This window comes from Geothrix sp. PMB-07 (genome assembly GCF_030758935.1).
Classification (GTDB): Bacteria; Acidobacteriota; Holophagae; order Holophagales; family Holophagaceae; genus Geothrix.
In genome coordinates, this window is record NZ_CP132333.1 from 1,588,716 (window position 1) to 1,613,445 (window position 24,730).

The 24,730-nt window shown below is 66.0% G+C and carries 22 protein-coding genes; 12 read left to right on the forward strand and 10 right to left on the reverse strand.

The window, feature by feature from the left end:
* Positions 1-80 precede the first annotated feature (80 nt).
* Both Q9293_RS07020 and Q9293_RS07025 read right to left on the reverse strand, forming a co-directional pair.
* A complete protein-coding gene (locus Q9293_RS07020; RefSeq protein WP_306251414.1) occupies positions 81-1,994 on the reverse strand; it encodes a methyl-accepting chemotaxis protein in 1,914 nt (637 codons plus the stop codon).
* Positions 1,995-2,063: 69 nt separating this feature from the next.
* Positions 2,064-3,989, reverse strand: a complete 1,926-nt coding sequence (locus Q9293_RS07025; protein ID WP_306251416.1) for an ATP-binding protein — start codon at positions 3,987-3,989, stop codon at positions 2,064-2,066.
* A 142-nt stretch (positions 3,990-4,131) separates the two neighbouring features.
* On the opposite strand from Q9293_RS07025, the gene ispH reads away from it, so the two are divergent.
* The 3 genes from ispH (at position 4,132) to Q9293_RS07040 (ending at position 7,088) form a co-directional block, all read left to right on the forward strand.
* Positions 4,132-5,853, forward strand: coding sequence for a 4-hydroxy-3-methylbut-2-enyl diphosphate reductase (ispH, locus tag Q9293_RS07030; RefSeq protein ID WP_306251418.1), 1,722 nt, complete (start codon positions 4,132-4,134; stop codon positions 5,851-5,853).
* A gap of 39 nt (positions 5,854-5,892) precedes the next feature.
* The gene (locus Q9293_RS07035) at positions 5,893-6,189 is read left to right on the forward strand and encodes a hypothetical protein (RefSeq protein ID WP_306251420.1); all 297 of its coding nucleotides are present in this window, start codon (positions 5,893-5,895) and stop codon (positions 6,187-6,189) included.
* A gap of 74 nt (positions 6,190-6,263) precedes the next feature.
* The gene (locus Q9293_RS07040) at positions 6,264-7,088 is read left to right on the forward strand and encodes an SDR family oxidoreductase (RefSeq protein WP_306251423.1); all 825 of its coding nucleotides are present in this window, start codon (positions 6,264-6,266) and stop codon (positions 7,086-7,088) included.
* Position 7,089: 1 nt separating this feature from the next.
* On the opposite strand, the gene Q9293_RS07045 is transcribed toward Q9293_RS07040, so the two are convergent.
* Positions 7,090-7,542 carry a cache domain-containing protein gene (locus tag Q9293_RS07045; RefSeq protein ID WP_306251424.1) on the reverse strand — a complete coding sequence of 151 codons (453 nt, stop codon included), beginning with the start codon at positions 7,540-7,542 and terminating at the stop codon, positions 7,090-7,092.
* Positions 7,543-7,700: 158 nt separating this feature from the next.
* Between Q9293_RS07045 and Q9293_RS07050 the strand changes: the two genes are divergently transcribed.
* The 3 genes from Q9293_RS07050 to Q9293_RS07060 are packed head-to-tail and all read left to right on the forward strand — an operon-like array spanning position 7,701 to position 10,731.
* A complete protein-coding gene (locus Q9293_RS07050; RefSeq protein WP_306251426.1) occupies positions 7,701-8,876 on the forward strand; it encodes an acyltransferase in 1,176 nt (391 codons plus the stop codon).
* Positions 8,877-9,986 (forward strand): sensor histidine kinase, encoded by a 1,110-nt coding sequence (locus Q9293_RS07055; protein ID WP_306251428.1) that lies wholly within the window; start codon positions 8,877-8,879, stop codon positions 9,984-9,986.
* Positions 9,979-10,731 carry a LytTR family DNA-binding domain-containing protein gene (locus Q9293_RS07060; protein WP_306251430.1) on the forward strand — a complete coding sequence of 251 codons (753 nt, stop codon included), beginning with the start codon at positions 9,979-9,981 and terminating at the stop codon, positions 10,729-10,731. The genes Q9293_RS07055 and Q9293_RS07060 overlap by 8 nt, the downstream gene beginning before the upstream one ends.
* A gap of 14 nt (positions 10,732-10,745) precedes the next feature.
* On the opposite strand, the gene Q9293_RS07065 is transcribed toward Q9293_RS07060, so the two are convergent.
* Together Q9293_RS07065 and Q9293_RS07070 are read right to left on the reverse strand one after the other, a co-directional pair.
* Positions 10,746-11,702, reverse strand: coding sequence for an alpha/beta hydrolase (locus Q9293_RS07065; RefSeq protein WP_306251431.1), 957 nt, complete (start codon positions 11,700-11,702; stop codon positions 10,746-10,748).
* Positions 11,703-11,709: 7 nt separating this feature from the next.
* Positions 11,710-12,363 carry a TetR/AcrR family transcriptional regulator gene (locus Q9293_RS07070; RefSeq protein ID WP_306251433.1) on the reverse strand — a complete coding sequence of 218 codons (654 nt, stop codon included), beginning with the start codon at positions 12,361-12,363 and terminating at the stop codon, positions 11,710-11,712.
* Between the two features lie 242 nt (positions 12,364-12,605).
* Here Q9293_RS07070 and polA point away from each other — a divergent pair, with 242 nt between their 5' ends.
* The gene (gene polA, locus Q9293_RS07075; protein ID WP_306251435.1) at positions 12,606-15,416 is read left to right on the forward strand and encodes a DNA polymerase I; all 2,811 of its coding nucleotides are present in this window, start codon (positions 12,606-12,608) and stop codon (positions 15,414-15,416) included.
* A gap of 10 nt (positions 15,417-15,426) precedes the next feature.
* Here the strand turns inward: polA and tpx are convergent, their stop codons facing one another.
* Positions 15,427-15,972 carry a thiol peroxidase gene (tpx, locus tag Q9293_RS07080; RefSeq protein ID WP_306251437.1) on the reverse strand — a complete coding sequence of 182 codons (546 nt, stop codon included), beginning with the start codon at positions 15,970-15,972 and terminating at the stop codon, positions 15,427-15,429.
* A 156-nt stretch (positions 15,973-16,128) separates the two neighbouring features.
* Between tpx and Q9293_RS07085 the strand changes: the two genes are divergently transcribed.
* From Q9293_RS07085 to purD, 3 genes are read left to right on the forward strand one after another with little or no spacing between them, the layout of a single operon-like run.
* The gene (locus tag Q9293_RS07085; RefSeq protein WP_306251439.1) at positions 16,129-17,229 is read left to right on the forward strand and encodes a sensor histidine kinase; all 1,101 of its coding nucleotides are present in this window, start codon (positions 16,129-16,131) and stop codon (positions 17,227-17,229) included.
* Positions 17,226-17,978: a LytTR family DNA-binding domain-containing protein gene (locus tag Q9293_RS07090; protein ID WP_306251441.1), complete on the forward strand. Its 753-nt coding sequence runs from the start codon at positions 17,226-17,228 to the stop codon at positions 17,976-17,978. Before Q9293_RS07085 ends, Q9293_RS07090 begins: the two co-directional genes overlap by 4 nt.
* A gap of 40 nt (positions 17,979-18,018) precedes the next feature.
* Positions 18,019-19,323: a phosphoribosylamine--glycine ligase gene (gene purD / locus Q9293_RS07095; protein WP_306251443.1), complete on the forward strand. Its 1,305-nt coding sequence runs from the start codon at positions 18,019-18,021 to the stop codon at positions 19,321-19,323.
* Between the two features lie 9 nt (positions 19,324-19,332).
* On the opposite strand, the gene Q9293_RS07100 is transcribed toward purD, so the two are convergent.
* Positions 19,333-19,683, reverse strand: coding sequence for a hypothetical protein (locus Q9293_RS07100; RefSeq protein WP_306251445.1), 351 nt, complete (start codon positions 19,681-19,683; stop codon positions 19,333-19,335).
* 24 nt (positions 19,684-19,707) lie between these two features.
* A complete protein-coding gene (locus Q9293_RS07105; protein ID WP_306251447.1) occupies positions 19,708-20,595 on the reverse strand; it encodes a 3-hydroxyacyl-CoA dehydrogenase family protein in 888 nt (295 codons plus the stop codon).
* Positions 20,596-20,699: 104 nt separating this feature from the next.
* On the opposite strand from Q9293_RS07105, the gene Q9293_RS07110 reads away from it, so the two are divergent.
* Positions 20,700-21,179: a DinB family protein gene (locus tag Q9293_RS07110; RefSeq protein WP_306251449.1), complete on the forward strand. Its 480-nt coding sequence runs from the start codon at positions 20,700-20,702 to the stop codon at positions 21,177-21,179.
* Between the two features lie 9 nt (positions 21,180-21,188).
* Here Q9293_RS07110 and speA read toward each other — a convergent pair whose 3' ends face one another.
* The gene (gene speA / locus Q9293_RS07115; RefSeq protein WP_306251451.1) at positions 21,189-23,078 is read right to left on the reverse strand and encodes a biosynthetic arginine decarboxylase; all 1,890 of its coding nucleotides are present in this window, start codon (positions 23,076-23,078) and stop codon (positions 21,189-21,191) included.
* 91 nt (positions 23,079-23,169) lie between these two features.
* A complete protein-coding gene (locus tag Q9293_RS07120; protein WP_306251453.1) occupies positions 23,170-24,138 on the reverse strand; it encodes an epoxyqueuosine reductase in 969 nt (322 codons plus the stop codon).
* On the opposite strand from Q9293_RS07120, the gene Q9293_RS07125 reads away from it, so the two are divergent.
* On the forward strand, positions 24,131-24,706 hold the full coding sequence (locus tag Q9293_RS07125) for a hypothetical protein (RefSeq protein WP_306251455.1): 576 nt from the start codon (positions 24,131-24,133) through the stop codon (positions 24,704-24,706). The genes Q9293_RS07120 and Q9293_RS07125 overlap by 8 nt on opposite strands.
* Positions 24,707-24,730: the final 24 nt, after the last annotated feature.

Below are 24,730 nucleotides of genomic sequence, written 5' to 3' on the forward strand. Positions count from 1 at the left end.
CGAGGCGGGGAAATGAAAGATCCATCCTGCCAGATTAATGGCATTCCGCTGGTTGGCGGATGCAGATGCAGCCGAGGTTTTTACACGCGGAACTGATTGACGGCCTGGGATACGGCCTCTGCCAGACCTGAAAGCTCTGCCGCGAGACGGGACACTTCCTGCACCGACTGGGCCAATTCAGCGGATCGTGCCGCGTGGTCGGCGGCCTGGGTGTCGACGGTGGCGGCCTGCTGGGATGCCTCGCCGCTCAGGTGGGCTTGGCGGCCCGTGGCGCTGGCGATGTCTTGAACCAGCCGCGAGATGTCGCCGATCTCGGATTTGATCTCCCGCACTGCCCCGAAGGACGCGGCGGTGGTGCGAAGCCCCTCTTGCACGGCGGTGTCGCTTCGCTCGATCAGCACACTGATGTCCCGGGCCGCGGCCGCGGAACGCTCGGCCAGCTTCCGCACTTCTTCGGCCACCACGGCGAAGCCTTTGCCCTGGGCACCTGCCTTGGCGGCTTCGATGGCGGCGTTCAGGGAGAGGAGGTTGGTCTGGCGGGCGATGTCCTGGATGAGCCGCACGGCGTTGACCACTTCGGCGGTGGCAGATTGGATTTCCGCCATGGCCTGCGCGATGGAACTGCTGGCGGCTTCACCTGCGTCCGCGGCCCGGATGGCGCCATCCACCCGGTGTTTGGTCTGGTCCAGGTGCCCGTTCACGTCCTCGACAGAAGCATCCAACTGGGCCACGGTCTGGCGAATGTCCCCCGCACTGCGTCGAGCGCCCTGGGCGCCTTCGGCCAGAATCCGGGTGGTCCCGCTCATCTGATCCGCTGAGATTGAAAGCTGAGTGGCCCCTGAGGCCACTTGGCGGGAAGATCCCAGCACCGAGGTGAAGGCCTCACGGAACCGGCCCAGGGCCCCTTCGGCGGATTGGGCCACTGCCTCGAATTCATCCCGGCTTTCCAGAACCACCTTGGTGTTGAGGTCACTGTTGGAAAGGGCGAGGATGAGTTGCTGCAGGGTTTCGCCCACCGAGCGGTGCAGCCCGGTGAACAGGTAGGCGCAGAGGAGAAGCCCGCCTGCGGCCACGCCCAGCGCCAGAGCCAGGCTGCGCTCCTTCTCCTGGATGCGGGCCTCCAGCAAACGCTCCAGGGCCGGAACTGCGGCCAGGAAGAGTTTCCGGTTGGCGTCCATGGCCAAGCCCGTGTGCTGTCGAAGGGTCGCCTGATCGGCGTGGCCGGACCCCTGCATCACAGGGCCCTCCAGGAAGGCGATGCAGGCCTGGGTGGCCGCCGTGGCTTCCCGGAAGGCGGGGCCAAGACGCTGAGCGGAATCCGGATTGCTAAACCCTTTGGCAGGCTTGAGGTCGTCCTCCATTCCCGATTGGTTGGCCCGCAGGGTGCTCAGGAGAATGGCCAATTGCGTGGCCTCCTCCGGCTTCACGGCGCGGCGGGCCAGGAACCCTTCCGCCAATGCCTGGGATTGCGCCAGGGCGTCCCCCTGCTGCAGCAGTTTCAGCAGGGCCAGATCCATGACGTAGTAACTATCCAATTGGGGATCGAGGATCAATCCGGAGGTGTCACCCACTTTGGAAACCGCGGTGAAAAGATCACCGCTGAGGGCTTCGAGCCCTGCGGAATCCGTTGCGAAGCCTGCTTGTCGCCAAGCGGCGGCCCGGCCCGACCAGCCCGCATCCATGCTCAAAGGGCCTCCGAGGCGGGCATGCACGTGATCCAGCCGGTCGAGGGCAGTGGTGAGCTCCGCCTTCAACGTTTCCGGCGCCACCCCGGAGCGCAACCGGGAGATCCCCTCGGAGACTCCCCCCAGGGCCTCCAGATAGTCGGTGCCCTGACGTTCCAGCTGGGCCGTGGCCAAGTCCCCCCTGATCACTTTCACCATGCTGGCGGTGTTCCAGCCCAGGGCCAGGAATACCACCAGCCCCACGACCAGAAATTTGCCCCGGAAGCGCAGACGGTGCATCAGGCGGACAGCAGGTGCAGTCATGTCCATGGCGTCTCCGGGCCGGATCAACGTCTCTTCCATCGGCCCAGGGGCTGCCCCAGATGAACAATGCCGCCATCAGGACGCAGGATGCCTGGGGAAGTGGAGGATGAACCGGCTGCCTTGGCCCAGCGTGCTTTCCACGTCGATTTCGGCGCCGTGGGCACGGGCGATGCCCTGGACCATGGCCAGGCCAAGTCCGGAACCCCGGTCGGCCGACTTGGTGGTGAAGAAGGGCGTGAACAGCTGCTGCTTCACTTCGGGCGAAATGCCCTGACCCGCATCGGACACGGCCAGGAAGGGGCGATGATCTGCCCCCAAGCCTGCCTCGAGGGTGAGGAGTCCGCCTTTGGGCATGGCGTCCCGGCCATTCACCGCCAGGTTCAAGAGCACCTGCTCGAGCTGGAGGCGATCCCCGTGGATCCACACAGGCGCTTGAGGGGCCTGCACCTTCAGGGTGACCAGGGCGCCCAGCAGTGGCTCCAGCAGGGCGCCGGATTCCCGGAGCAGCTGACCCAGCTCAATGGGACCGGGTTCTTCTTCCACCGGCCTGCCAATGGTCAGCAGGGCCCGCAGGAACCCACGGCTGCGCCGGAGGGCCGTGGAGGCCATGCCCAAGCTGCGCAACCGGGAAGCCTCCGGCAGGCCCTGGTCCTGGGCCAATTCCAAATTCGCGCCCGCAGCGGAAATGAGGTTGCCCAGGTCGTGGGCCACTCCCGCCGCCAGGGTCCCAATCATCTCCCGCCGCTGGGCCTGGCGAAGGTGGCCCTCCAGGTTGGCCTGTTCCTCCAGGGCAATGGAGGCCGCCCTCAAGCTGCGAGCCAGTTCCTGGAGCTCAAGGATGCGGGTTTCCGGCGGTGTGATGGCGTGGGCTTCCGCCAGAGAGCCGGCCTGGGCAGCCAGTTCTTCGAGGGGTGCCGCAATCTGGCGGCTGCTCCAGGCCATGCGCCAGGCCAGAAAGGTCAGGGCACCCAGGCAGGCGGCCAGGGTGGCCAGGGCCAGCTTTCGCGGCTCCCTGAGCAGATCCCCCTCGGGAATGGCCATCAGGAGCTCCCAATCCAGGCCGCCCTCCAGATGAACCCTCCGGCGCTGCACCAGGAAGGTTTCGGCGCCCACTTTGATCTGGGGCCAGAGGCCTGGGCGGATGGCGGTGGGCGTGTTGTGGATGGCCGTGGGGATGGGATGGCGGACCGTATCGAGGGGTTCTGGCGTCAAGATCCGCGAAGCCTCCGGATCCTTGGAATCCGGCTCCTGCTCGGGTGGCACCAGCAGACGGCCGTCACCATCAAGAATGGCCAGGCGGGTGCCTTCGGTGGGCTTGGCCTCATTCAGCCAGGGACGGAGGTCGCCCAGCACCAGGTCCACCCCCAGCACACCCAGGGGGCGGTCCCCCCGGGAAACGGGAACGGTGTAGGTCAGTCCAAAACCCACCTTGCCGAGGAAGAGGTAGGGGGGGGTCCAGCTGCCGCGGCCTTCCCGCAGCCCCTGGATCACCCAGGGGCGAAGGCGCCAGTCCGGGGGCGCGGCGGGATCTGGCATCGACTGAACCCGCTGGTAGTGGTTGTCCCAGAGGTGCAGCATGCGTTGCGGTAGGCCCCGCTCGAAGTGGGTGCCACGGGTGAGCCAGTGGTTTTGATACTGGGCTTCGGGCGCGTTGGCGGCGGAGGCTTGGCCATCGGGCAGCACGAAGGTGAGGTTGGAGAGGCTGGGGCGACTGCTCAGCTCCGTGAGCAGCTGCTGCTCCCCTGCCAGGGTGTCCATGGGGGCCAGTTGGCCCATTCGCCCCATCTGGGCCAGGGCTTCCCCAGTGCGGACGGCCTCTTGGAGACTGGCCTGTACACGACGCTCCACCTCCCGAAGCCCCGCCTCAGCCCTCATTTTGGCTTGGGCCACCATGATGGCCCGGGCCCCCCACCAGCCGAGGCCAGCCAATCCAAGGCCTCCCAGCCCCACCACCAGTAGGCTTTCACGGAGCAGGAGACGGCGGAGGGGCAGTGGCTTCATGGCAACGCCTTTTCTTCGGCAGGTCGCGAGGGGCTGTTGAGGATCGCCAGGGCGCCTGAATGGTGCTCGTGCAGGTGCGCCCCCGGATTCCCGGCGCTATGATGAAGATCCTGACCAACCTGGTCAGGATTCAGGGGCTGCCATGAAGGTCATCGTCGCCAAGACCGCGGGTTTTTGCTGGGGCGTGAAGCGCGCCATGGACGCGGTGCTGGAGGCCTCCGTGCGCAATGACGGCCGACCGGTGCAGACGCTGGGGCCGCTCATCCACAACCCCCAGGCCCTGGAACTCATCGGCAAGCGGGGCGTGGCCGTGGCCGAGGCCCCCGACAAGGTGCAGAACGGCACCGTGGTGATCCGGGCCCATGGCATTCCCATCCAGGACTTGCGGGGCCTCAAGGAGCGTCAGGCCAAGGGCGAGCTGACCATCGTGAATGCCACGTGCCCCGAAGTGGCGAAGGTGCACCACAAGATCAAGAAATGGAGCCCCAAGGGCTATTTCACCGTGATTCTCGGCAGCCATGGCCATGCGGAAAGCGTGGCCCACCGCAGCTTTGCAGAGCACGGCTCGGTCATTGTGGCCAACATGGCCGAGGCCGAAGCGCTCACCGACGAGCAGTTGAAGAAGGTGCTGGTGGTGGCCCAGACCACCTTCACGGTGAAGGATTACCACGCCATCACCGATTACATCCGCGGTCGCGCCGGCGATGCGGTGTTCGAGAACACCATCTGCGAAGACACCTGGATGCGGCAGGATGAGGCCAAGGAACTGGCCCGCACGGTGGATGCGGTCATCGTCGTGGGCGGCAAGGCTTCCAGCAACACCAAACACCTGGCCGAACTGGCCCATCACTACGGCAAACCGGTGCAGTACGTGGAGACCGCCTGTGAATTGGATCTCAGCGCCTTCACGGGCCGGGAGACCGTCGGTGTGCTGGCGGGCGCCTCGACTCCCACCTGGCTGGTGGACGAGGTGGTGGATGTGTTGGAGCAGTTGGGTGACGGCCCCAGCCGCTGGCGCAGCTTCCTGCAGGGCGCGTTTGGAAGCTCTTCGCTGATGGCCGTGGGCGCGGGGTTGATGACCCTGGGGGTCCACCGCTGGCTGGGCCTGCCGCTGGGCTGGCGCTATCCCCTGCTCACTGCCGCGTATGTGCTGGCCATGTACCTGCTCAGTCCTTTCCTGGATCCGCTGGGCCTGGGCGCCAAGGGACCGGCCCGAGCCCGTTTCCTGGAGCGCAACCGAAAGGTGCTGTTGGCCTCGGCCCTGGCGGCCCTGGCGCTGACCTTCGGTTTGGCCGCCAGCCTGGGCGGAAAAGTTTTGAGCATCGTCGCCGCCGCCTCCTTGGTGGGCGCCGCCTACAAGCAGCGCATCCGCCTGGGTGGCCGGGAGTGGGCCCTGCGCCGGATTCCCGGCTCGAAGGATGTGGTGGTGGCCCTGGCCCTGGCCACGGTGGCGGTCATCACACCGGTCTGGCAGGAAGGACGCGCCTGGGATCTGCGGGCTTTCGCGGCCATCTTCCTGGTGGGCGTGTTGGCTTTTGTGCGCACGGTGATCTACGAGATCCACGACATGCAGAACGATCAGATCGTGGGCAAAGAGACGCTGCCCATCCTGCTGGGGAAGCGCGCCACCAAGGCCGTGCTCCTGAGCCTTCTGGGCACCCTGCTGGCCGGAACCCTCTGGCTCACCTTCGACAATCGCACCCATGGACATCCCATGGCTGTGGCCCTTGTGCTGGTCATCTGCGCCGCCTACCCGGTGATCTACCTCTGGCTGTACCACGAGCGCTTCACCACCGGCAGGACTCGCTTCGAGTTGAGCGTGGATCTGAGTTTTTACCTCGTGGGCCTGCTGGCGCTGGTCTGATTCTGATAGCCTGGGCGCACCTTTCCTGAGGAGTGTCCCATGCGCATGAAGTCCCTCGCCGTGCTTGCCACTACCGCCATTTTGGGCGCCGCCCTGGGCTGGGCTGCCGCCGCGGCCAGCTACCAGAAAACGGGCGTTGTGAAGGAAGTCTCCACCGATAGTTTCACCCTCGATTTGGGCAAGGAGGAGTGGCGCTTCTATACGGATGGCGGCACCGCCGGGAAGGATGCCATCAAGGCCGGCGACAAGGTGACCGTCACCTACAAGCAGGTCGCCACCAAAGTTGAAGGCAAGGGCGGCGACAAGAAGGACGCGAAGGGCGGCAAGAAGAAGTAATCGTTCCGCAGCCAGGTTGACCCGCGGAGAGGACGCTTGGCGTCCTCTCCGCTTGTTTATGGAAGGATGGAGGCATGCGGAACTGGGTGCTGATCACGGGATGCTCCACGGGTATTGGACGGGCTCTGGTGCCGCTCTGCCGTGCTTCGGGCTGGGGCGTGGTGGCCACAGCCCGGAAGGCGGAGAGCCTGGCGGACCTGCCGCTGGGGGATGACCTCCGCATCCTCGCCCTGGATGTGACCGATGCCGACAGCATCACCAGGGCGGCCGGGGCCTGTGCAGACCTGCGTCTTCGCGCCCTGGTGAACAACGCGGGTTACGGCCAGGTGGGGCCCCTGGAGCTGCTTCGTGCAGAGGAACTCCGGGCGCAGTTTGAAACGAACGTCATCGGCCTCCATCAGGTGACCAACGCCTTCCTGCCGCTGCTGCGGCGGGAGCGGGGGGCGCGAATCCTACAGGTGGCTTCGATGCTGGGACGTCTGTCCATTCCGCTGGGAGGCGCCTACAACGCCTCCAAACATGCGGTGGTGGCCCTCGCTGAGACCCTGCGGTTGGAGGTGGGTCGCGAGGTGGCCGTGGTGCTGGTGGAGCCCGGCGCCATCCGCACGGCCTTCCGCGACAGCCTGCCCCTGGTTTGGGGTGACCTGCCGGAACGCTCCCAGGGCACGCCCTATGAAGGCGTCATTGCCAGCTACCTGGAGAACCGCAAAGGCCAGGCCGAGCGGTATGCCATGGATGCCGGGGCCTGCGCCCGCAAGATGCTGCAGGCTCTCAACGCCAAGCACCCGCCCCGCCGCCTGGTGATTGGGTGGGATGCCCACTGGGTGGGCAAGCTCAAGGCCCTTCTGCCCGCGGCCTGGTGGGAGGCCCTGATGTGGCGGGTGTACGGCCTCGGTTGAGCTAACGGTAGACGCCGCAGCCCACGATCCAGCCGTCGAGATACTCCACGTACGAGGTTTTGGTTTCGATCTTGCCGGTGGTTGGGTTGGGGTATTTGTAGTCCACCCAGCCGCTGCCCTTGGTCTTGGCGACCTGGACCAATTCCTGGATGAAATACTTCCCATCAGGATCCTTCACGCCCCAGCGGTTCACGCCGACCAGCTGGCTTTGATAGCCGATGGCCTTGCAGACACCGGTCATGTCATAGACGAAGATGTACAGTGCCTTGCCGTCGCGTGAATGGAAGCGCCCTTGGCCCTGGTTGGTCTCGCGCAGGAGGGCCTCCTTCCCCTGGGTTTTCGCATAGCCGACGGCCTCCTTGACCAGGGCCTGCGCCTGATTCTGCTGTCCCTGCGCCGGAAGGCTGCTGGCGAGGCAGGCCAGAATCGAAACGCAGATTGAGGGGCGGGGCATCGGGGCTCCTTCGGGCAGCTTCCATCCTAGCGGGGCTCAACGAGGAGGACACGAATCCCGGGGAGATCATCCGGCTCAGGCCCTCACGGATCCGTTTCAGGCCGGGCGCAACCCGAAGCGAGCCATCCGCGCGATAGCTTGGCCGGGAAGGGGGTTCCATGTCCGATCCATCCGCCCGCAGGCCCGACCTCGATGGCCTCCGCATCATCTGCATCCTGCTGCTGCACCTCTACCATTCGGCCCGGATGTTCAACGTGAACGATCCCTGGCACGTGAAGGCACCGCAGTTGCTGGCGGCGCTGAATGGCCCCATGGATCTCCTCCACATGGTGCGCATGCCCCTGCTGATGCTCATCGCCGGGATGGCCACGGCCTTTGCCCTGCGTCGGCGGAGTGTCGGCGCCTTCGCCTGGGACCGGGTGAAGCGGCTGCTGCTGCCCCTGGTCTTCGGCATGCTGGTGATCGTGCCGCCGCAGGTTTGGGTGGAATGGGTGTGGAAGGGGCAGTACGCAGGCAGCTACATTGCGTTCTGGCCTTCGGTGCTGCGGGGCGTTCCCTATCCCAAGGGCAGCCTCAGCTGGCACCACCTCTGGTTCGTGGCCTACCTCTTCGTGTTCTGCATGCTGGCACTGCCGCTCTTCGGCTGGTTCCGCAGCGCCTCCGGCGCCCGGCTCCTAGGGCGCACCGAGGCGTTCCTGGCCCGTGTGGCCAATCTTTGGTGGCTGGCGGTGCCGATCATGCTGGGGCGGTTCCTGCTGCGCAACCATCCCGAGACCCACGACCTGGTGCGGGATCCCAAGAACCTCGCGTTCTATGGCGGGCTTTTCCTCGCGGGGCATTTGATGGGTCTCTTGCCCAGTCTTGGTGAGCGGGTGAAGGCCCTGCGCCATTGGCATCTGGGCCTCGCCCTGGCCACCCTGGCAGGCGTGTACCTGGGAGACAAGCTGCCGGTACCGCTGCGCTACCTCACGTTCTACACCGCCATCTGGGCTTCGTTGTGCGCGGCTCTTGGGTACGGTCATGCCCACATCACGCGTTCTACGCCCCTGCTGCACCACGCCCAGGCATTGGCCTATCCCTTCTACATCTTCCACCAGAGCGTGATCGTGGTGCTGTGCTGGTGGATGCTGCGCTTCCATCTGCCGCCCTGGACCTTTTTCGGCCTGCTCACATTGGCCTCCTTCCTCGCCACCTGGGGGCTCTGCGAAACCGTGGCACGCATCGGCTGGCTGCGCCCCTGCCTGGGCATGGGGCCCCGGAAACCGCCAAGCCATCCCGCGGAGACCCGCCCGGATGCCCGGCTTGGCGCCATACTTTCAGACGAGGCCCACTGAATGCAGACCTACCTCTCCACACCCACCACCTGGCGCTGGCCTCGGCTGCGCCTGCGTTGGGCGGCACTGGCGCTGGCCCTGTTCTTGGCCAATGGGGTGTGGCGGGCGGTGACGGTGGCGCTGGATCTTCGCGCCTCCGGGCTATCGACGCGGATTTGGGAGCCCCTGGTCTGGGAACTCAGTTCCTCCCTGGTGGTCTGGGCCCTGCTGCCTCTGATCATGGCCGTGGTCGAGAACGCCCCCTGGCGCAAGGGTGGAAGGCTGCGTTTCCTCGGCTTTCATGCGCTGGGCTGCCTCCTGTTCTGGGGCTTTCATGTGGCGGGCATGTGGGGGCTCAGGATCTGGGTCTACCGGTGGTCGGGCTGGGGTCCCTACGACTACGGGCGCACGGCCTACCGGGTGCCCATGGAGGGGTTCAAGGATCTCATCAGCTTCGCGGGTTTGGCCCTGCTCTTCCATCTGCTGGAAGCCCGCCGCGCCCGCCAGGCACGGGACCTGGCGGCGGCGCGCCTGGAGGCGGAGCTGCGTGAGGCCCGGCTGCAGGCCCTGTCCGCGCAGCTCGACCCCCACTTCCTGTTCAATGCGCTGAACACGCTGAGCAGCCTGATGTATGAGGATCTGCCCAAGGCGGATCACCTCATCACTGCGTTGGGACAGATGTTGCGGGATGGGCTTCAGGCCGAGGGCCCCACCTGGCCCCTGGACCGAGAGCTGGAGCACCTCCAGCACTACCTGGCCTTCGCCGAGGCGCGTTTCGGCGATCGGCTTCAGGTGGAGCAGGCCATTGCGCCGGGTCTGGGACGCCTGCCGGTACCGCGCTTCGCCTTGCAGCGCCTGGTCGAAAACGCCCTCAAGCACAACGAGGGCACCCCTGGGCGGGTGCTGCGTGTGCGGGTGGAAGTCCAGCAGCACGGCGGACTGGCGCGGCTCTCCGTTTCAGATGATGGTGTGGGGTTTCTGGATGCCAAGGCTGGCGGTCTCGGCCTCGACAACCTGCGGCGGAGCCTCGCCCTGCTGCATGGGGACATGGGGACGCTGGACGTGGGCGAGGCGCCTGGCGGCGGCGCTCGGGTTGGTCTGAGCCTGCCCGTGGAGGCCGCCCATGGCTGAGCCGTTTCGCGTGTTGGTGGTGGACGACGAGGCTCCGGCCCGCTCCAAACTGAAGCGAATGCTCGCCTCGGATGCGCGATTCACCTGGATCGGCGAGGCCGCCGATGGGCTAGACGCAGTGGCGAAAACCCGGAGCCTCAAGCCGGACCTGCTCATCCTTGACATCCAGATGCCGGGGTTGACGGGTTTCGAGGTGCTGGAGGCCCTGCCAACACCCCTGCCGCAGATCATCTTCTCCACCGCCTACGATCAGTACGCCCTGAATGCCTTCGAGGCCTCGGCCGTGGATTATCTGCTGAAGCCCTACGACGGGGAGCGGCTGGCCCGTGCGCTGGATCGGGCCGCCTCGTTGCTTGGCGCAAGGAAGCCTGACGAACTGAAGGGCCTGCTGAGCCGCGTGGCGCATCTTCCCCTGGAGCGCCTGCTGGTCGAGGGCGAACGTGGGCTGGAGGCCCTGCCTTTGAAAGCCATCCTCCGCCTGGAGGCCGAGGGCAAGCTGGTGCTCGTGCACACCGAAAAGGGTGTGTTCGAAGTGCGTCGGGCCCTGAGAGATCTTGAAGCGCGGCTGCCGCCCCATCGATTCACCCGCGTGCACCGCAGCACCCTCGTCGCGCTGGAAGCGGTTCAGCGTCTGGAACCCTGGGATCACGGCGATGGCCTCCTTGTCCTCCGCGGTGGCAGCCACTGTGTACTGAGCCGCACCTACCGGGCCGCCTTTCTGGAGCGCTGGGGTGGCGGCGCCTGAGGTGAAGGCACGCTTCAGGCCTGGATCAGCTCGGGATCTGAACAATCCCCCCGGCATTCCCGGTGGAAGAGGTGCCATTCCAGGCTGCGCGGGCCGTCGCCATGGAAAGGCAGGGGCCTGAGAGTCCCGCCCTGTTTCAGGAAGGCGAGGGTGGCCTCGATCACGCCGGGATCCCGCAGGAGGCGGCGATGGCCCAGTCCCTCCGTGCTCAGCAGGCGTCCCCGCGGCGCGGCCAGTGCGATGGATTCGCCATCGGACCAGGGCACCTCGCGATCGCCCTTGTCGTGGATCACCAGCACGGGTGGAGCGAGGCGGGGCGCCAGGCTGCGCAGGCGCAGCCGCTCCGGGGGCAGGCCGGCGCGACGGGCGTAGGCCTTGAAGGCAGCCGGGTGCTCCGATTCCGGGAACCCCAGCAGCGACAGCACGCCGTGATAGAAGGGATCGGGCCGCGCCGGCGGCGCCAGGAAGACGGCGCGGGGGACCTGGAGGCCGCGGTCCATGGCGACTCCCACGCCGGCGGCGCCCAGCGAGTGGGCCACCACCCCATGGATGGGGCCGACCTCGGCCACGAGATCGAGGGAGGCCTGGGCCCAGTCCAGGGGCCCGCTGCGACGGCCCTGGGAGCCGCCGTGGCCCGGCTGATCGAAGGTCAGCAGCGAAAACCCAGCCTGGGTCAGGGGTTCCACGAAGGGGTGGAATTGCGCGCCCCAGCCTTCCCAGCCATGGAGGCAGAGCACCGCGGGGCCCTCACCCCAGAGGTGGCCGCGGAGCCGCAGTCCCCTGGACTGGAAGTGGAAGGTGCGTCCTGTGCGCAGCAGGGTGCGCTCCTGGTCGGTTTCCCTCCGCCGCCGTGGAGTGGAAAAGAGGCGCTCCGCGCCGCGGCAAGCGAGATCGCGGGAGAGCAGCCGCAGGGCCTGGAACCCCACCCGCAGGGCCCGGATGCGCAGATCGTTCGGATTCGGCCGGGTCATGGGTGCCTCAGAGGGAGGGAAGACGAGTTCCGGGGGTGGCGAAGGTTTTGAGCCGCTCCTTGATGGCGCGGCGGGCCATGGTGAAACTGCGGTGATCACGATGGAGCTGGAAGGCGCCGTTGGCGCCGATGGCCAGCGCCTCGAATTCGAAGGCCAGCTGATCGGGATCGGCCCCACGCGAAAGCTCGCCGGACTCCTTGGCCTCGGAAACGAGGCGCGCCAGGGAGGCCCGCCAGTCCCCCATGCAGGCGGCCACCATGTCTTTCACGGGACCGGGCCGACTGTCGAACTCCACCGACACCGCGGCGAAGAAACAGCCGCCGCGGAACATCTCACGTTCTGCGTAATTGAGCCAGGAGACCAGGGCCGCGCAGAGGCGCTTCAGCCCGCGCGGCGCCGCGAGCGCGGGCGCGAAGACCTGCTCGATGAAGAGGGCCCGGGCGGCTTGCACGGTGGCCAGCTGAAGCTCTTCCTTGGAACCGAAATGGGCGAAGAGTCCGCTCTTGCTGAGGCCCGTCGCTTCGGCCAGAGAGCCGATGGTCAACCCCTCCAGCCCGCTCACCGAGGCCAGATCCATGGCCTCTTGGAGGATGGCCTGGCGCGTGAGGGCGCCCTTGTTGGCGGGCAGGGGGACGAGGGTTTTGGGTGCGGCGGGGGTCATGGGCATTCCATCCGTGGTTATAAAAATAGAACGATCGTTCGTGCTGTCAAGTCGCTTTCCCGACAGCAACCACAAGTCCAGCCCAGGGTGAAGTTCGAGCGGACAGGCTTGATCAGGTGGGATTCTGAGACACTGGTGCATGCCTGAAGACCGCCTCTACCTCATCGACACCTTCGTCTTCATCCTCTCGGTATCGGATGCGCCGATACGCGAGACCTCGCCGTGGAATGGGGAGGTGGCCCGTGGCTGAGGAACGCCTTTACCTGATCGACACCTTTGCCTTCATCTTTCGGGCGTACTTCGCCAATCCGCGGCTGAAGAACGGAGCGGCCTACACGTTCACACGGCTGGTGCTGCAGCTGCTGGAGAAGCACAAACCCACCCACATCGCCTGTGTGTTCGATACGCCAGAACCCACCTTCCGGCATGAGATCTATCCCGAGTACAAGGCCAACCGCGATGCCATGCCCGAGGATCTGCGTCCGCAGATCCCCATGATCCGCCAGCTGGTGGAGGCCCTCTCCATCCCCATCGTGGAGCTGCCTGGGTTCGAGGCGGATGATGTCATGGGCACCCTGGCGCGGGAATCCGCAGCCATGGGCCTGCCGGCGGTCATCGTGAGCCCCGACAAGGACCTGCTGCAGCTGGTCAACGATGAGCTGCGCATCCAGGTGCTGAACACGAAGGATGGCGAGGTCTGGCACGACCGCGAGGGTGTGAAGGCCCGCATGGGCGTGTGGCCGGAACAGGTGGTGGACTTCCTCTCCCTGCTGGGCGATGCCTCGGACAACGTGAAAGGGGTGCCTGGCATTGGCGAGAAGGGCGCGGCCCAGCTGCTGGAGAAGTTCGGCAGCCTGGATGGCGTCATCGCCGCCAAGTTCGAGCTGAAGCCCAAGCAGCGCGAAGGCTTGGAGGCCTCGCTGGATCCCGAATCCGGCTGGCTGGAGCTGACCCGCCGCCTGGTCACCGTGGTGACGGACCTGCAGCTGGCCCTGCACCCGAAGGATCTGGCCTATCCAGGTGTGGATGAGGCCAGGGCCCGGGAGACCTTCAAGGAACTGGGTTTCCAGACCCTCACCAAGGAGTTCACCCAGAGCGCCCAGCAGTCCGGCAGCGCCCGGACCTACCGCGCCGCCACGACCCTCGCCGATCTGGAAACCGCCGTGGCCGCCTGCCGCACTGCCGGGCGCTTTGGGCTGGATACGGAAACCACGAGCATCGATCCCACACGGGGTCACATCGTGGGCTTGAGTCTGGCCTGGGCACCGAACGAGGGCCTCTACGTGCCGCTGGCGCACCTGAAGCCCGCCACGGCGGATACAGAAGGCTCCTTGCCGGGCCTGCTGCCGGACAGCGGCCTGCCCGAGACCCTGCTCGATCTGCGGGGCGACGCCGTGGCTTTCTTCGCGGAGCTGGCGCCCCACCTGGATCCGCGCAACCTGCCCTTTGCCGAGGCCCAACGCATTCTGGCACCGCTATTGGCCGATCCCGCCGTGGGCAAGTGCGGCCAGAACCTGAAGTACGACCTGCAGGTGTTCGCACGGCATGGCCTGCCGGTGGAAGGGCTGGCGGATGACAGCATGATCCTGAGCTTCCTGTTGGAGAGTGGCGTGCGCCACAACCTGGACGATCTCTCCGTGCGCCTGCTGGATGTGAAACCCATCGCCTTTGAAGAGGTGGTGGGGAAGGGCAAGGCCCAGAAGCGCTTCGACGAGGCTGTCTTCGAGCAGGCGGTGCAGTACGCCGCCGAGGATGCCGACCTGGCTCTGCGCCTGTGCGACAAGCTGCGGGAGAAACTCACCGATGACCAACTGAAGCGGCTCTACGCGGACGTGGACCTGCCCCTGGTGGAGGTGTTGGCGGCGCTGGAGGGCCACGGTGTCCGCCTGGATTTGACGGTCTTATCCCAACTCGCCATGCGCATGCATGGCGAGCGTGAGCGCGCCTCCGCGCGCGTCATCGAGCTCGCTGGCGAGGCCTTCAACCTGAACAGCCCCACTCAGCTGGGCGCCATTCTCTTCGGCAAACTGGGCTACAAGCCCGTGAAGTTCACCGGGAAGACCAAGGCGCCCAGCACCGATGAGGACGTGCTGCAGGAACTGGCGGAGAACCAGGGCGCCGAGATCGCCCGGGAACTGCTGCGTCACCGCCAGATGGTGAAGCTGCTGGGCACCTACGTGGAGGCCCTGCCTCAGATGGTGAACCCCGTGACGGGGCGCGTGCACACCAAGCTGCACCAGGCGGTGGTGGCCTCAGGGCGCCTGGCCTCCAACGATCCGAACCTGCAGAACATCCCCATCCGCACCGAAGAGGGCCGCGCCATCCGCGGCGCCTTCGTGCCCGAGCCCGGCTGGGTGCTGCTGGACGCGGACTACAGCCAGATCGAGCTGCGCGTGGTGGCAGCCCTGGCGGAGGATCCGGTGCTGCTCGGTGCCTTCGCAGCCGGAGAGGACATCCACCGCCGCACGGCGTCTGAAGTCTTCAATGTGCCCATGGAGCAGGTCACCTCGGATCAGCGCAGCGCCTCCAAGGCCGTGAACTTTGGCCTGCTCTATGGCCAGGGGGCCTTCGCCTTGGCGGCCAACATCGGCGTCAGCCAGAAGGAGGCCAAGGCTTTCATCGAACGTTATTTTGAGCGCATGCCTAAGGTAGCCGCCTGGATCGAAGGTGCCAAGGAAAAGGCGCTCGCTGAAGGCCTCGTGCGCACCCACTGGGGCCGCATCCGCCGCATCCCCGAGCTGGAGAGCCCCAACAAGCAGTTCCAGGCCCAGGGCCTGCGCGAAGCGGTGAACACCATTGTGCAGGGGACGGCGGCGGACCTCATGCGGCGGGCCATGGTGCGCCTGCACCGCAGCCTGAAGGCCGAGGGCCTGCGGGCGCGGCTGCTGCTGCAGGTCCACGATGAACTGCTCATGGAAGCCCCGCCTGAGGAAGTGGAGCGGGCCTCAGCTTTGTTGAAGGAAGCCATGGAAGGGGCTGATGATCTGGGCCCCCTGGGCGTGAAGCTGGCCGCGGAAGTCCGCACCGGCGACAGCTGGCTGGCCTGTAAGTAGCCTTGAACCCCTACTCTGCGCTTTCCAGCGCATCCTCCGGGCAGGGGTGGTGGTGGCCGCGGATGGCCTGGATGGCCAGGTCGTAGTTGGGCTCCCGGGTGATCTCCGCAACCAGTTCCGAGTGGGATACGATGCCGTTTTCATCCAGGGCCACGACGGCTCGGGCGAAGAGGCCGCGCATCGGGCCATCCACCAGGGTGACGCCGAAGGCCGTGCCGAAATCCGGATGCCGGAACGCGGACACGGGTTCGGCGCGATCCAGGCCGTGGGACCCGCAGAAGTAGCCCTGGGCGAAGGGCAGGTCCATGGAGACGCAGAGCAGCACCGTGTCCTTCAGATCGGCCGCCAAGGCGCTGAAGGTCATCATGCTCTTGGCGCAGGTGGCCATGTCCAGGCTGGGAAAGATGCTCAGGAGCACCCGCTTCCCTTCCAGATCCGCGCTGGTGACTTCCCGGAGATCGGTGCGGGTGAGGGTGAAAAAGGGAGTCGGCTGCCCGGGCAAAGGCAGGTCACCGCAGGTGTGGATGGGGGTTCCGTTCAGGGTGATGACGGCCATGGGTTCCTCCTGGCCCGACCATGCTATCCACATCCCTGCAGCCCGGGAATTCATTTTATACCAATCAGTCATCTACGGATGAAATCACCCCGTGAATGCCTCGTTTGGCCCCTGAGAGGCTGGTCCGAAGCGCGGGCCTCCTCTAGGCTGGGGGGCATGCAAAGCCTGAACCTGAGCTGGAAGTGGTACTGGGGGATATGGGGCCTGATGGGGCTCTACATGACCACCTGGGACATGGCGCTTTACCCCTCCAGCCCGGTGCTTCGTCTCCTGACCATGAATCTGTTGCAGAACGGAGCCTGGGGGCTGCTGGGGCTTTTCCTGATCTGGTTGGCCCACAGCCATCCCATCGAATCCTTTACTTGGACCGGCTGGCGCGTGTGGTGCCTGCACCTGCTGGCCAGCGTGGTGGTGGCTGCGCTTGGGCTCCTTGTGGCCTACCTCATCTCGCTGCTGGTGCAGTCGAACGAATGGAAGACGCTGGACTGGGCCATGATCCGCAGGGCACTGCCGCGGTTCTTCCGCGCATACTTCCACACCAACCTCCTCTTCATGTGGGCCGTGGTCGGCGCCTTTCACGGCCTGCGGCTATATCGGAAATACAAGACACGTGAGGTGGAGGCCGCTCGGCTTGAAGCCCGCTTCGCCGAAGCCCAGAACCTCGCTCTGCGCATGCAGCTGCAGCCGCACTTCCTCTTCAACACCCTCAATTCGATTTCAGCCCTGGTGCATTCCAGCCCTGAGGGCGCTGACGAGATGATCGGCCGTCTGGGTGATTTCCTCAGAAAGACACTGGATGCGCCGCCGGACCAGTTCGTGCCGCTGGGGCGGGAACTCGCGTTCATCCAGGATTATCTGGCCATCGAGCAGATCCGCTTCCAGGATCGCCTGCAGGTGGTGATCCAGATCCCCGAGGCGCTCATGAATTTGCCTGTCCCTTGTTTCATCCTCCAGCCCCTGGTGGAAAACGCGTTGAAGCATGGATTGTCGGACCGGCCGCAGGGGGGAACGTTGCATCTGGGGGCGGCTTTCGAAAGCGGGAAGCTGGTCCTGGAGATTCGTGATGATGGTGAAGGGTACCTCCCAGGGCGCGAGGGCGTGGGCTTGGCGAACGTCAGGTCCAGGCTCGACCTGCTCTACAAGGGGCGACATCGCCTGGAAATCAAGGGCAGCCGCGGCCACGGGACCCAGGTGACGCTTCGCCTCCCCATTGATGTCGATGAAGTCACCGGGGCCGACGCCATGGTGGCGCCATGAATCTCCGTGCCCTGGTGGTGGATGATGAACCACTGGCCCGCCAGCGCATCCGGCACCTGTTGAAGCGGGTCACGGACATCGAGGTGGTTCAGGAATGCGGCAATGGTCTGGAGGCCCTGAAGGCCATCGAGGATTTGGCGCCCGACCTGGTGTTCCTGGACGTCCAAATGCCCGAGCTGGATGGATTCGGCGTGGTGGAGGCGGTGGGGGCCGCCCGCATGCCGCCCACGTTGTTCGTCACCGCCCACGACCAGCACGCGCTCCGCGCCTTTGAAGTCCACGCCCTGGATTACCTGCTGAAGCCCTTTTCCGCGGAGCGCTTCCACCAGGCTTTGGAACGGGCCCGCCGCTGGTGCGCGCCTCATCTGGCCGGCGGCGCTCCCGACTTGGCTGCCCTCATCGAAGGCGTTCGGCAGGAGCGGCCCTGGGTGGACCGCCTGCTGGTGCGCCAGGGCGAACGCCACGTGCTGGTGCGGACTTCGACCATCCAGTGGATCGAGGCTGAGGACAACTACGTGCGGCTGCATGTGGAGGGAACCTCCCACCTGATGCGCCAGACCATGACCGGCCTGCTGGCACGGCTGAACCCCGCGCAGTTCCGGCGCATCCACCGCTCCGCCATCGTGAACCTCGATTGCATCCGCGAATTCCAGCCCTGGTCTGGCGGCGATCATCTGGTGATCATGCGGGACGGCACCAAGCTCACCCTGAGCCGCACCTTCCGGGATCAGTTCGGGGAATGGCTCTAAGTCGGCTCTCTCGGCGATACTGGAGGCTCGCGGAGGCCCCATGAAGATCCTGCTCCTCGGCTCTGGCGGCCGGGAACACGCCCTGGCTTTGAAACTCAAGGCCTCGGCCACAGCCGTGGAACTGGTGTCGGCACCCGGCAGCGATGCGCTGGCGGAGCTGGGCACCTGCGTGAAGCTGGATTTGGAGCGGCCCGTCGAGGTGGCCCAGTGGTGCGCCGCCCACCGCCCCGACCTGGTGGTGGCCGGGCCGGAAGTGCCCCTGGTGGCCGGTGTAGCCGATGCGATACGGGCTCTGGGCATTCCTGTCTTCGGCCACGATGCGGCCACGGCGCACCTGGAAGGCAGCAAGGCCTTCGCCAAGGCCTTCATGCAGCGGCACGGCATCCCCACCGCCGCCAGCCACACCATCACCGATCTGGCTGCGGGAGAAGCCCTCGTGCGGGGATGGACGCACGGCTTTCCCATTGTGCTGAAGGCCGATGGCCTCGCCGCAGGCAAGGGCGTGGTGCTCGCACAAACGGAGGCGGAGGCGCTGGAAACCTTCCGGGCCTTCATGGCGGGCCAGTTCGGCGATGCCAGCCGCACCGTGGTTTTCGAGGCGCCATTGGTGGGCATGGAGCTTTCGCTGCACGTGCTGGTGGATGTGGATGCGGATCATGCCGCCTACGCGCTGCTGCCCGCCTGCCAAGATCACAAGCGCATCTTCGAGGGCGATCAGGGCCCCAACACCGGTGGCATGGGTGCCTTCGGCCCCTTGCCGTTCCTGCGTCCCGAGGACATCGAACGCATGCGGGTGGACCTGGTGGAACCTACCGTGAAGGGCCTGCAGAAGGATGGTCTGGTGGCCCGCGGCGTGCTTTTCTTGGGCGTCATGTGGACGGCCCAAGGGCCGGAACTGCTGGAATACAACGTGCGCTTCGGCGATCCCGAAACCCAGGTGCTCATGCAGCTGCTGGACGAAGACCTCGTCTCCCTGCTGCTGGAAGTGGCCGAAGGTCGTTTTGCACCGCGCACGTTGAAGCTCAAGCCCCACACGGCCATCGCCGTGGTGCTGGCTGCGGAAGGCTACCCCGAAACCGCCAAGAAGGGCGTGCCCATCACCCTCGGCGCCCCCGGCACCACGCTTATCCACGCCGGCACCAAGCGGCAGGACGGCCAGTGGGTGACGAACGGCGGTCGCGTCATGAACCTCGCCACCTCCGCGCCCGACCTGGCCACAGCCCGCGACGCCATCGACGCTTCGCTGTCCCAGGTGCAGTGGCCCGGCATGCAGGTGCGTCGCGACATCGGACTGAAGGCGCTGCGCCATGCCCAGGCGGGGAAGACCGTTCAGGACGCTTGGTAGTGCCTCGGTTCAGCCGCGGTTCCGCAGCAGCCACACCACGGTGGTGAGGGCCAGGGCGAGCAGGGTGAGGGTGCCGAAGGCGCGATGGATTCGCGGAAAGGCCGCGTGGGTGCTGCGGGCTTCCCGCCAGGCCAGGGCCATGCGCCCCAGCAGCAGGGTGGTGCCCGCAGCGGCTAGGACGGCCAGCCAGAGGCCGAGGTGGGTTGGCAGCAGGGCGCGGGGGTGAAGCACCAGTCGCAGCCCAATGACGGTGAAGGCCGCCAGCATGAGGTGGCCGTGAAGGCGATGGTCGCCCCGGCGCACGGCCTGAAGGGCCAGTACAAGCAGCAGGGCTGCCGGGATCAGCAGGACATCGAGCATGGGGCCAAGCCTACCTTGGATGGATCACAGGGGCATCGCCTCCAGACGTTTTTCGCCCTCCCAGCAGTAGAAACCCGAACCCGTCTTCCGCCCCAGACGACCGGCCGCCACCAGCTGGCGGAGCAGGGCAGGGGCCTTGAAGCGGGGTTCGCCGAAGGCCTCGAAGAGGACTTCTGCCACGCTCTGCATGGTGTCGAGGCCAATGAAGTCGCTGAGGTGCAGAGGCCCCATGGGGTGCCCGCAGCCCAGCTTCATGCCCATGTCCAGATCCTCCACCGTGGCCAGCCGTTGCTCGGCGCAGCGCATGGCATCCAGAAGGTAGGGCACCAGCAGTCGGTTGACGATGAAACCCGGGGCGTCCGGCGCCAGGACTGGGGTTTTGCCCAGGGCCTTCACGAATGCCTGAAGATCGGCGAGGGTTTCGGCGCCAGTGGCCAGGGTACGGACGACTTCCACCAGAGGCATGGCGGGCACGGGATTGAAGAAGTGCAGGCCCGCCAGTCGGGAAAGGCGCTGCAGCGCGAGGACGGGGCTGAGCTGGGCCACGGAGAGGCTGGAGGTGTTGGTGCAGAGGATGGCCTCCGGCCCCAGCACCTGGTCGAGGTGGGTGAAGGCCTGCAGCTTCAGATCCAGGCGTTCGGGAATGGCTTCCACCACCAAATTGCAGGACGCCAGATCGTCGAAGGCGAGGGTGCCGTGGAGCCGTCGACGCCATTCCTCGCGTTGGGCCTCAGTGGCTTTGCCCTTGGCCACGGCCCGATCCCAGGTCCCGGCGATGCGCGCGAGCCCGCGATCCAGAAGGGCTTCGTCAGCCTCCTTGATCCATACCTCGAAGCCGGACTCCGCGGCGCATTGGGCGATGCCTGCACCCATGAGCCCACAGCCGACGACACCAACACGCTGAATGTCCATGCTTGCCTCCGGGGTCTGGATGGATGGCCTCCATTCTCCGGGAAATCCCAGAGGGCCGGGGCGCCGACCTCCGGTAGAATTCGCGCATCGAAATGGGAGGGAGCATGAGCGGCGCCTTGAAGGACTTGCTGGCCCACCAGGCCTGGGCGGATGCGAAATTCTTCTCGGCCTGGCAGAGGTCGGGCCTGTTGCAGGATGAGGAACTGCGGATCCGGGCTGATCACCAGGTCACGGTGCTGGAGGCCTTCCTCCACCTGCTGAAAGGGGGGGAGGTGGCGCTTCCTGAACGGCCCATTGCGGGCTTTCATGAACTTCAGGCCCGTTGCGGAGCGGCCCACCAGGTGTACCTGGCCCTGGGCCACAGCCTCGACAGCACCACCCTGGAGCGGACCCTGAGGGTGCCCTGGTTCCCGGAGCCACCCTGCGTGCTCAGCGTGGCCGACCTCCTCCTGCAGGTCTGCATGCACAGCCAGCACCACCGCGGACAGAACATGGCCCGCCTGCGCGCCTTGGGCGGGCAGGTGATCAATGTGGATTACATCATCTGGCTCTGGAAGCAGAAGCCGGAGGCGCGCTGGTCCTAGGTTTCCAGCCTAGATTTCAAGATAGGTGTGCAGGTTGCGCTCTTCCGTGAGGAGGGCGCGCAGGGCCTCGGCCGCGTCGTTCTTCACGCTGGCCTTCCGCTTGGTCTGGGGCCCCTGGATGAGCACATCGGGATCGTAGTGGACGCTGCGCAGCACGTGGTCGACGGTGTCGCCCTTGACGATGTGCTGCACCTTGAAGGTGTCGTCCTCGTGGACCATGATGTGCGCCTCATTGGGCGCGCCGAAGAGGTTGTGCCGCATGCCCAGGATGTCCTGGTAGGCGCCGGTGAGGAAGAAGGCCACGTAGTAGGATTCGCCGCCCCGGGGCTCGTGGAGCGGGATCTCGTCGCGCACATCCTTCAGGTCGATGAACTTCTCCATCTTGCCGTCGCTGTCGCAGGTGATGTCGCAGAGCGTCGCCGACAGACCGGGCTTTTCCTTGAGGCGGTGGATGGGCATGACGGGGAAGAGCTGCTCGATGGCCCAGTGGTCGGGCATGGATTGGAAAATGCTGAAGTTGGCGATGAGCTTGTCGGCCAGGCTCTTGTTGAGATCCTGGAATTCCTCGGGCACGTACTTCAGGCTCTTGTTGCTGAGGATGCGCGAGAGCTTCCGGCAGACTTCCCAGAACAGCGTCTCGCCCTTGGAGCGATCCTCCAGGCCCAGATAGCCCAGGTTGAAGAGCGTGAGCATCTCGTCCTTCTGGGTGATGGCGTCGTGGTACATCTCTGAGAAGTTCTTGATGGAGATGTTGTCCCGCGTGTAGGCCAGCTCCTTGAGGATCTGGGGCTCATTGCCCGTGAGGGTCACGGAGTATTTGGTGTGGGTGGTGTCGATGAGGCCGATGATGTCGACCACCACCACCTGGTGGTAGGCCACGATGGCGCGGCCCGATTCACTGAGCAGATCCGGCATGGGCACCTGCTCCTGGGCGCAGATGTCCTTGGTGGTGTAGACCACGTCGGCCGCGTATTCGGCGATGGTGTAGTTCATGGAGCTGCTGAAGGTGGTCTTCGAGCCGTCATAGTCCACGCCCAGGCCGCCGCCCACGTTGAGGTAGCGGATGGGCACGCCCATCTTGCGGAGCTTGGCGTAGATGCGGGTGGCCTCCTTCATGGCCGACTTGACCTTGCGGATGTCCGTGATCTGGCTGCCGATGTGGAAGTGAAGTTCGATGATGCTGTCCAGCAGGTCGCGCTTCTCCAGCACCTCGATGGCATCGAGGATTTCGCGGGTGGTGAGGCCGAATTTCGCATGATCACCGGCGCTGGTCTCCCACTTGCCCGAGCCCTGGGCGTTGAGCTTGGCGCGCAGGCCGATGAGGGGCTCGACCTTCAGTTCCTTGGCCACTTTCAGGATGAGGGGCAGCTCCGTCATCTTCTCGACGGTGATCACCACCTTGCGCCCGGCCTTGCGGGCCAGCAGGGCCATGCGGATGAAACTCTCATCCTTGTAGCCGTTGCAGAGCACCAGGGCCTCTGGGTGGAGATCCAGGCTGAGGGCGATCATGAGCTCGGGCTTGGAGCCGGCCTCCAGCCCGTAGTGGTACTTGTTCCCGGCGCGGATGATCTCCTCGACCACTTCCTTGGTCTGGTTGGTCTTCACGGGGTAGACGCCCTGGTAGCCGCCCTCATAGCCGAACTCGATGATGGCGTGGCGGAAGGCCTCGTTCACTTCGATGACCCGGTGGGCCAGCACTTGCGGAAACCGCAAATTCACGGGGGTGCGAATGCCCTTCTTCTTCAGATGCTGGACGATCTCATAGACGTCGCAACTGAGGGACTCGTCCTTGGTGGGTGTGATTTCGAGATGGCCCTTGGCGTTGATGCCAAAGTAGCCATTGCCCCACTCGCGGATGCCGTACAGGCTCGCGGCATCCTGGACCGTCCAGTGCTTCATGGGCATCCGAGGGGCCTCCTCAAACCGGGGCGGCCACCTTTGGCCGGAAGTTTGTTTATATGGGAAAAACTCAATCCCTCCAACGAAAAAATCAGTAACCCAGGATTCGAGCCAGGGTGGCCCGCCAATGGCGGTCCCGCACCCGCCTCAGGGCCGTCCGTCGGATGCGCTTCCGCCACTGGGCGGCGCCCCGGGGCAGATCCTCGGCCGGGAGGGTGTGGAGCGGGCTCGGGCCACCCCAGAGGGCAGGATCTCCCCAGACCGGCGCACGGTTCCAGGGGCAGGCCTCCTGACAGGCGTCGCAGCCCGCGGCCCAGCGGCTGCTGGCCAGGGCCGCGGCCACCACCGCAGGCGGCTCGGCTTCCGTTTCGATGGAATACGTGGTGAGGCAAAGAGCTGGATCCAGCCGGAAGGATTCCAGGGCCCCCGAAGGGCAGGCCTCCAGGCAAGCGGTGCAGGTTCCGCAGAATTCGGTGAGGGTCGGCGCGTCTGGCGGCAAGGCCACGGACAGCAGCAGCACACCGAGGAAACCCCAGGAGCCCGCCTTCCCCAGGATGAGCAGGGTGTGTTTGCCCTGCCAGCCCAGGCCGGCGCGGGCGGCCAGCTGTCGTTCCATGAGGGGTGCAGTGTCTACGCAGACGCGGCCCTCCAACTCGGGCCACCGGGCCTGGGCGGCTTCCATGAGCCGTGTGAGCCGGGGCTTCAGGATCATGTGGTAGTCCGGGCCCCAGAGGTAGCGGCTCAGTTTCAGGCTGCCGGGTGCCGCGCCCGGTACCGCATCGGGCCGGGCATAGGGGAAGAAACCCACCATGGCGGTGCGCGCCTGGGGCCAGAGGGCCCTGGGATCCAGCAGCGTGGCAGGGTCCAGATAGTGCAACAGGGCGCCCCGGCCCGCCTGGAACCAGGCCTGGAGGCGCGTTTCCTCGCCAGAGAAGGGCTCGCAGGAGGCAAAGCCCACGGCGGAGAACCCCGCCTTCTCGGCCTCGGAACGAAGCCAGGCCTTGAATGCCAGTGGATCCGGGTGTTCAACTGGCACGCGAAGGTCACCTCCCATGGACATTCTTACCCTCGAGCTGCTTGACGTCACGGTCTTCCAGGCCCTGCTGGAGCTGCGGGGTCTGCTTCAGGATCACCCGGGCGAGCCCCTACGCATCCGCGGGGAAGAGGAATTGCTGCGGGTCAACGTGACGGGCTTCCTGGAAAAGCAGGGCCGGACGGTGCGGGTCAACCGGGCGGGCATCCCCTGGGAATTGCAGGTGGCCCCAGGGCCCCGGCCGGTGCCGGTGCTCAGTCCCCTGGCGCCCGCACCGCCTGCGGTGATGCCGGTGCTGCTGTTGCGGAGCGCGTTTGCGCCGGGGGATCGGGCCCTGGGTCGACGGCTCCTTCTGGAGACCATCGCTCGCCTTGAGGTTGGTACACCCTGGCTTTGTCTGGCCCACCAGGCGGTGGAGCTGTTGGAAGATCCCGGCGCCGTGGCCCTGCTGGAGGGCTTACGGGGGCGGGGCATCCCGGTGCAGGTGTCTGCCGCAAGCCTGGCCCACAGTGGTCAGGAATCCAGTGGTTTCGAGGTGGTTTCGGACGAGGTCTGGCAGAAGCTCCTGGTGCGCGGTGGCGTGACCGTCCTGTAAAGGAAAAGCGGGTAGGCTGGATCT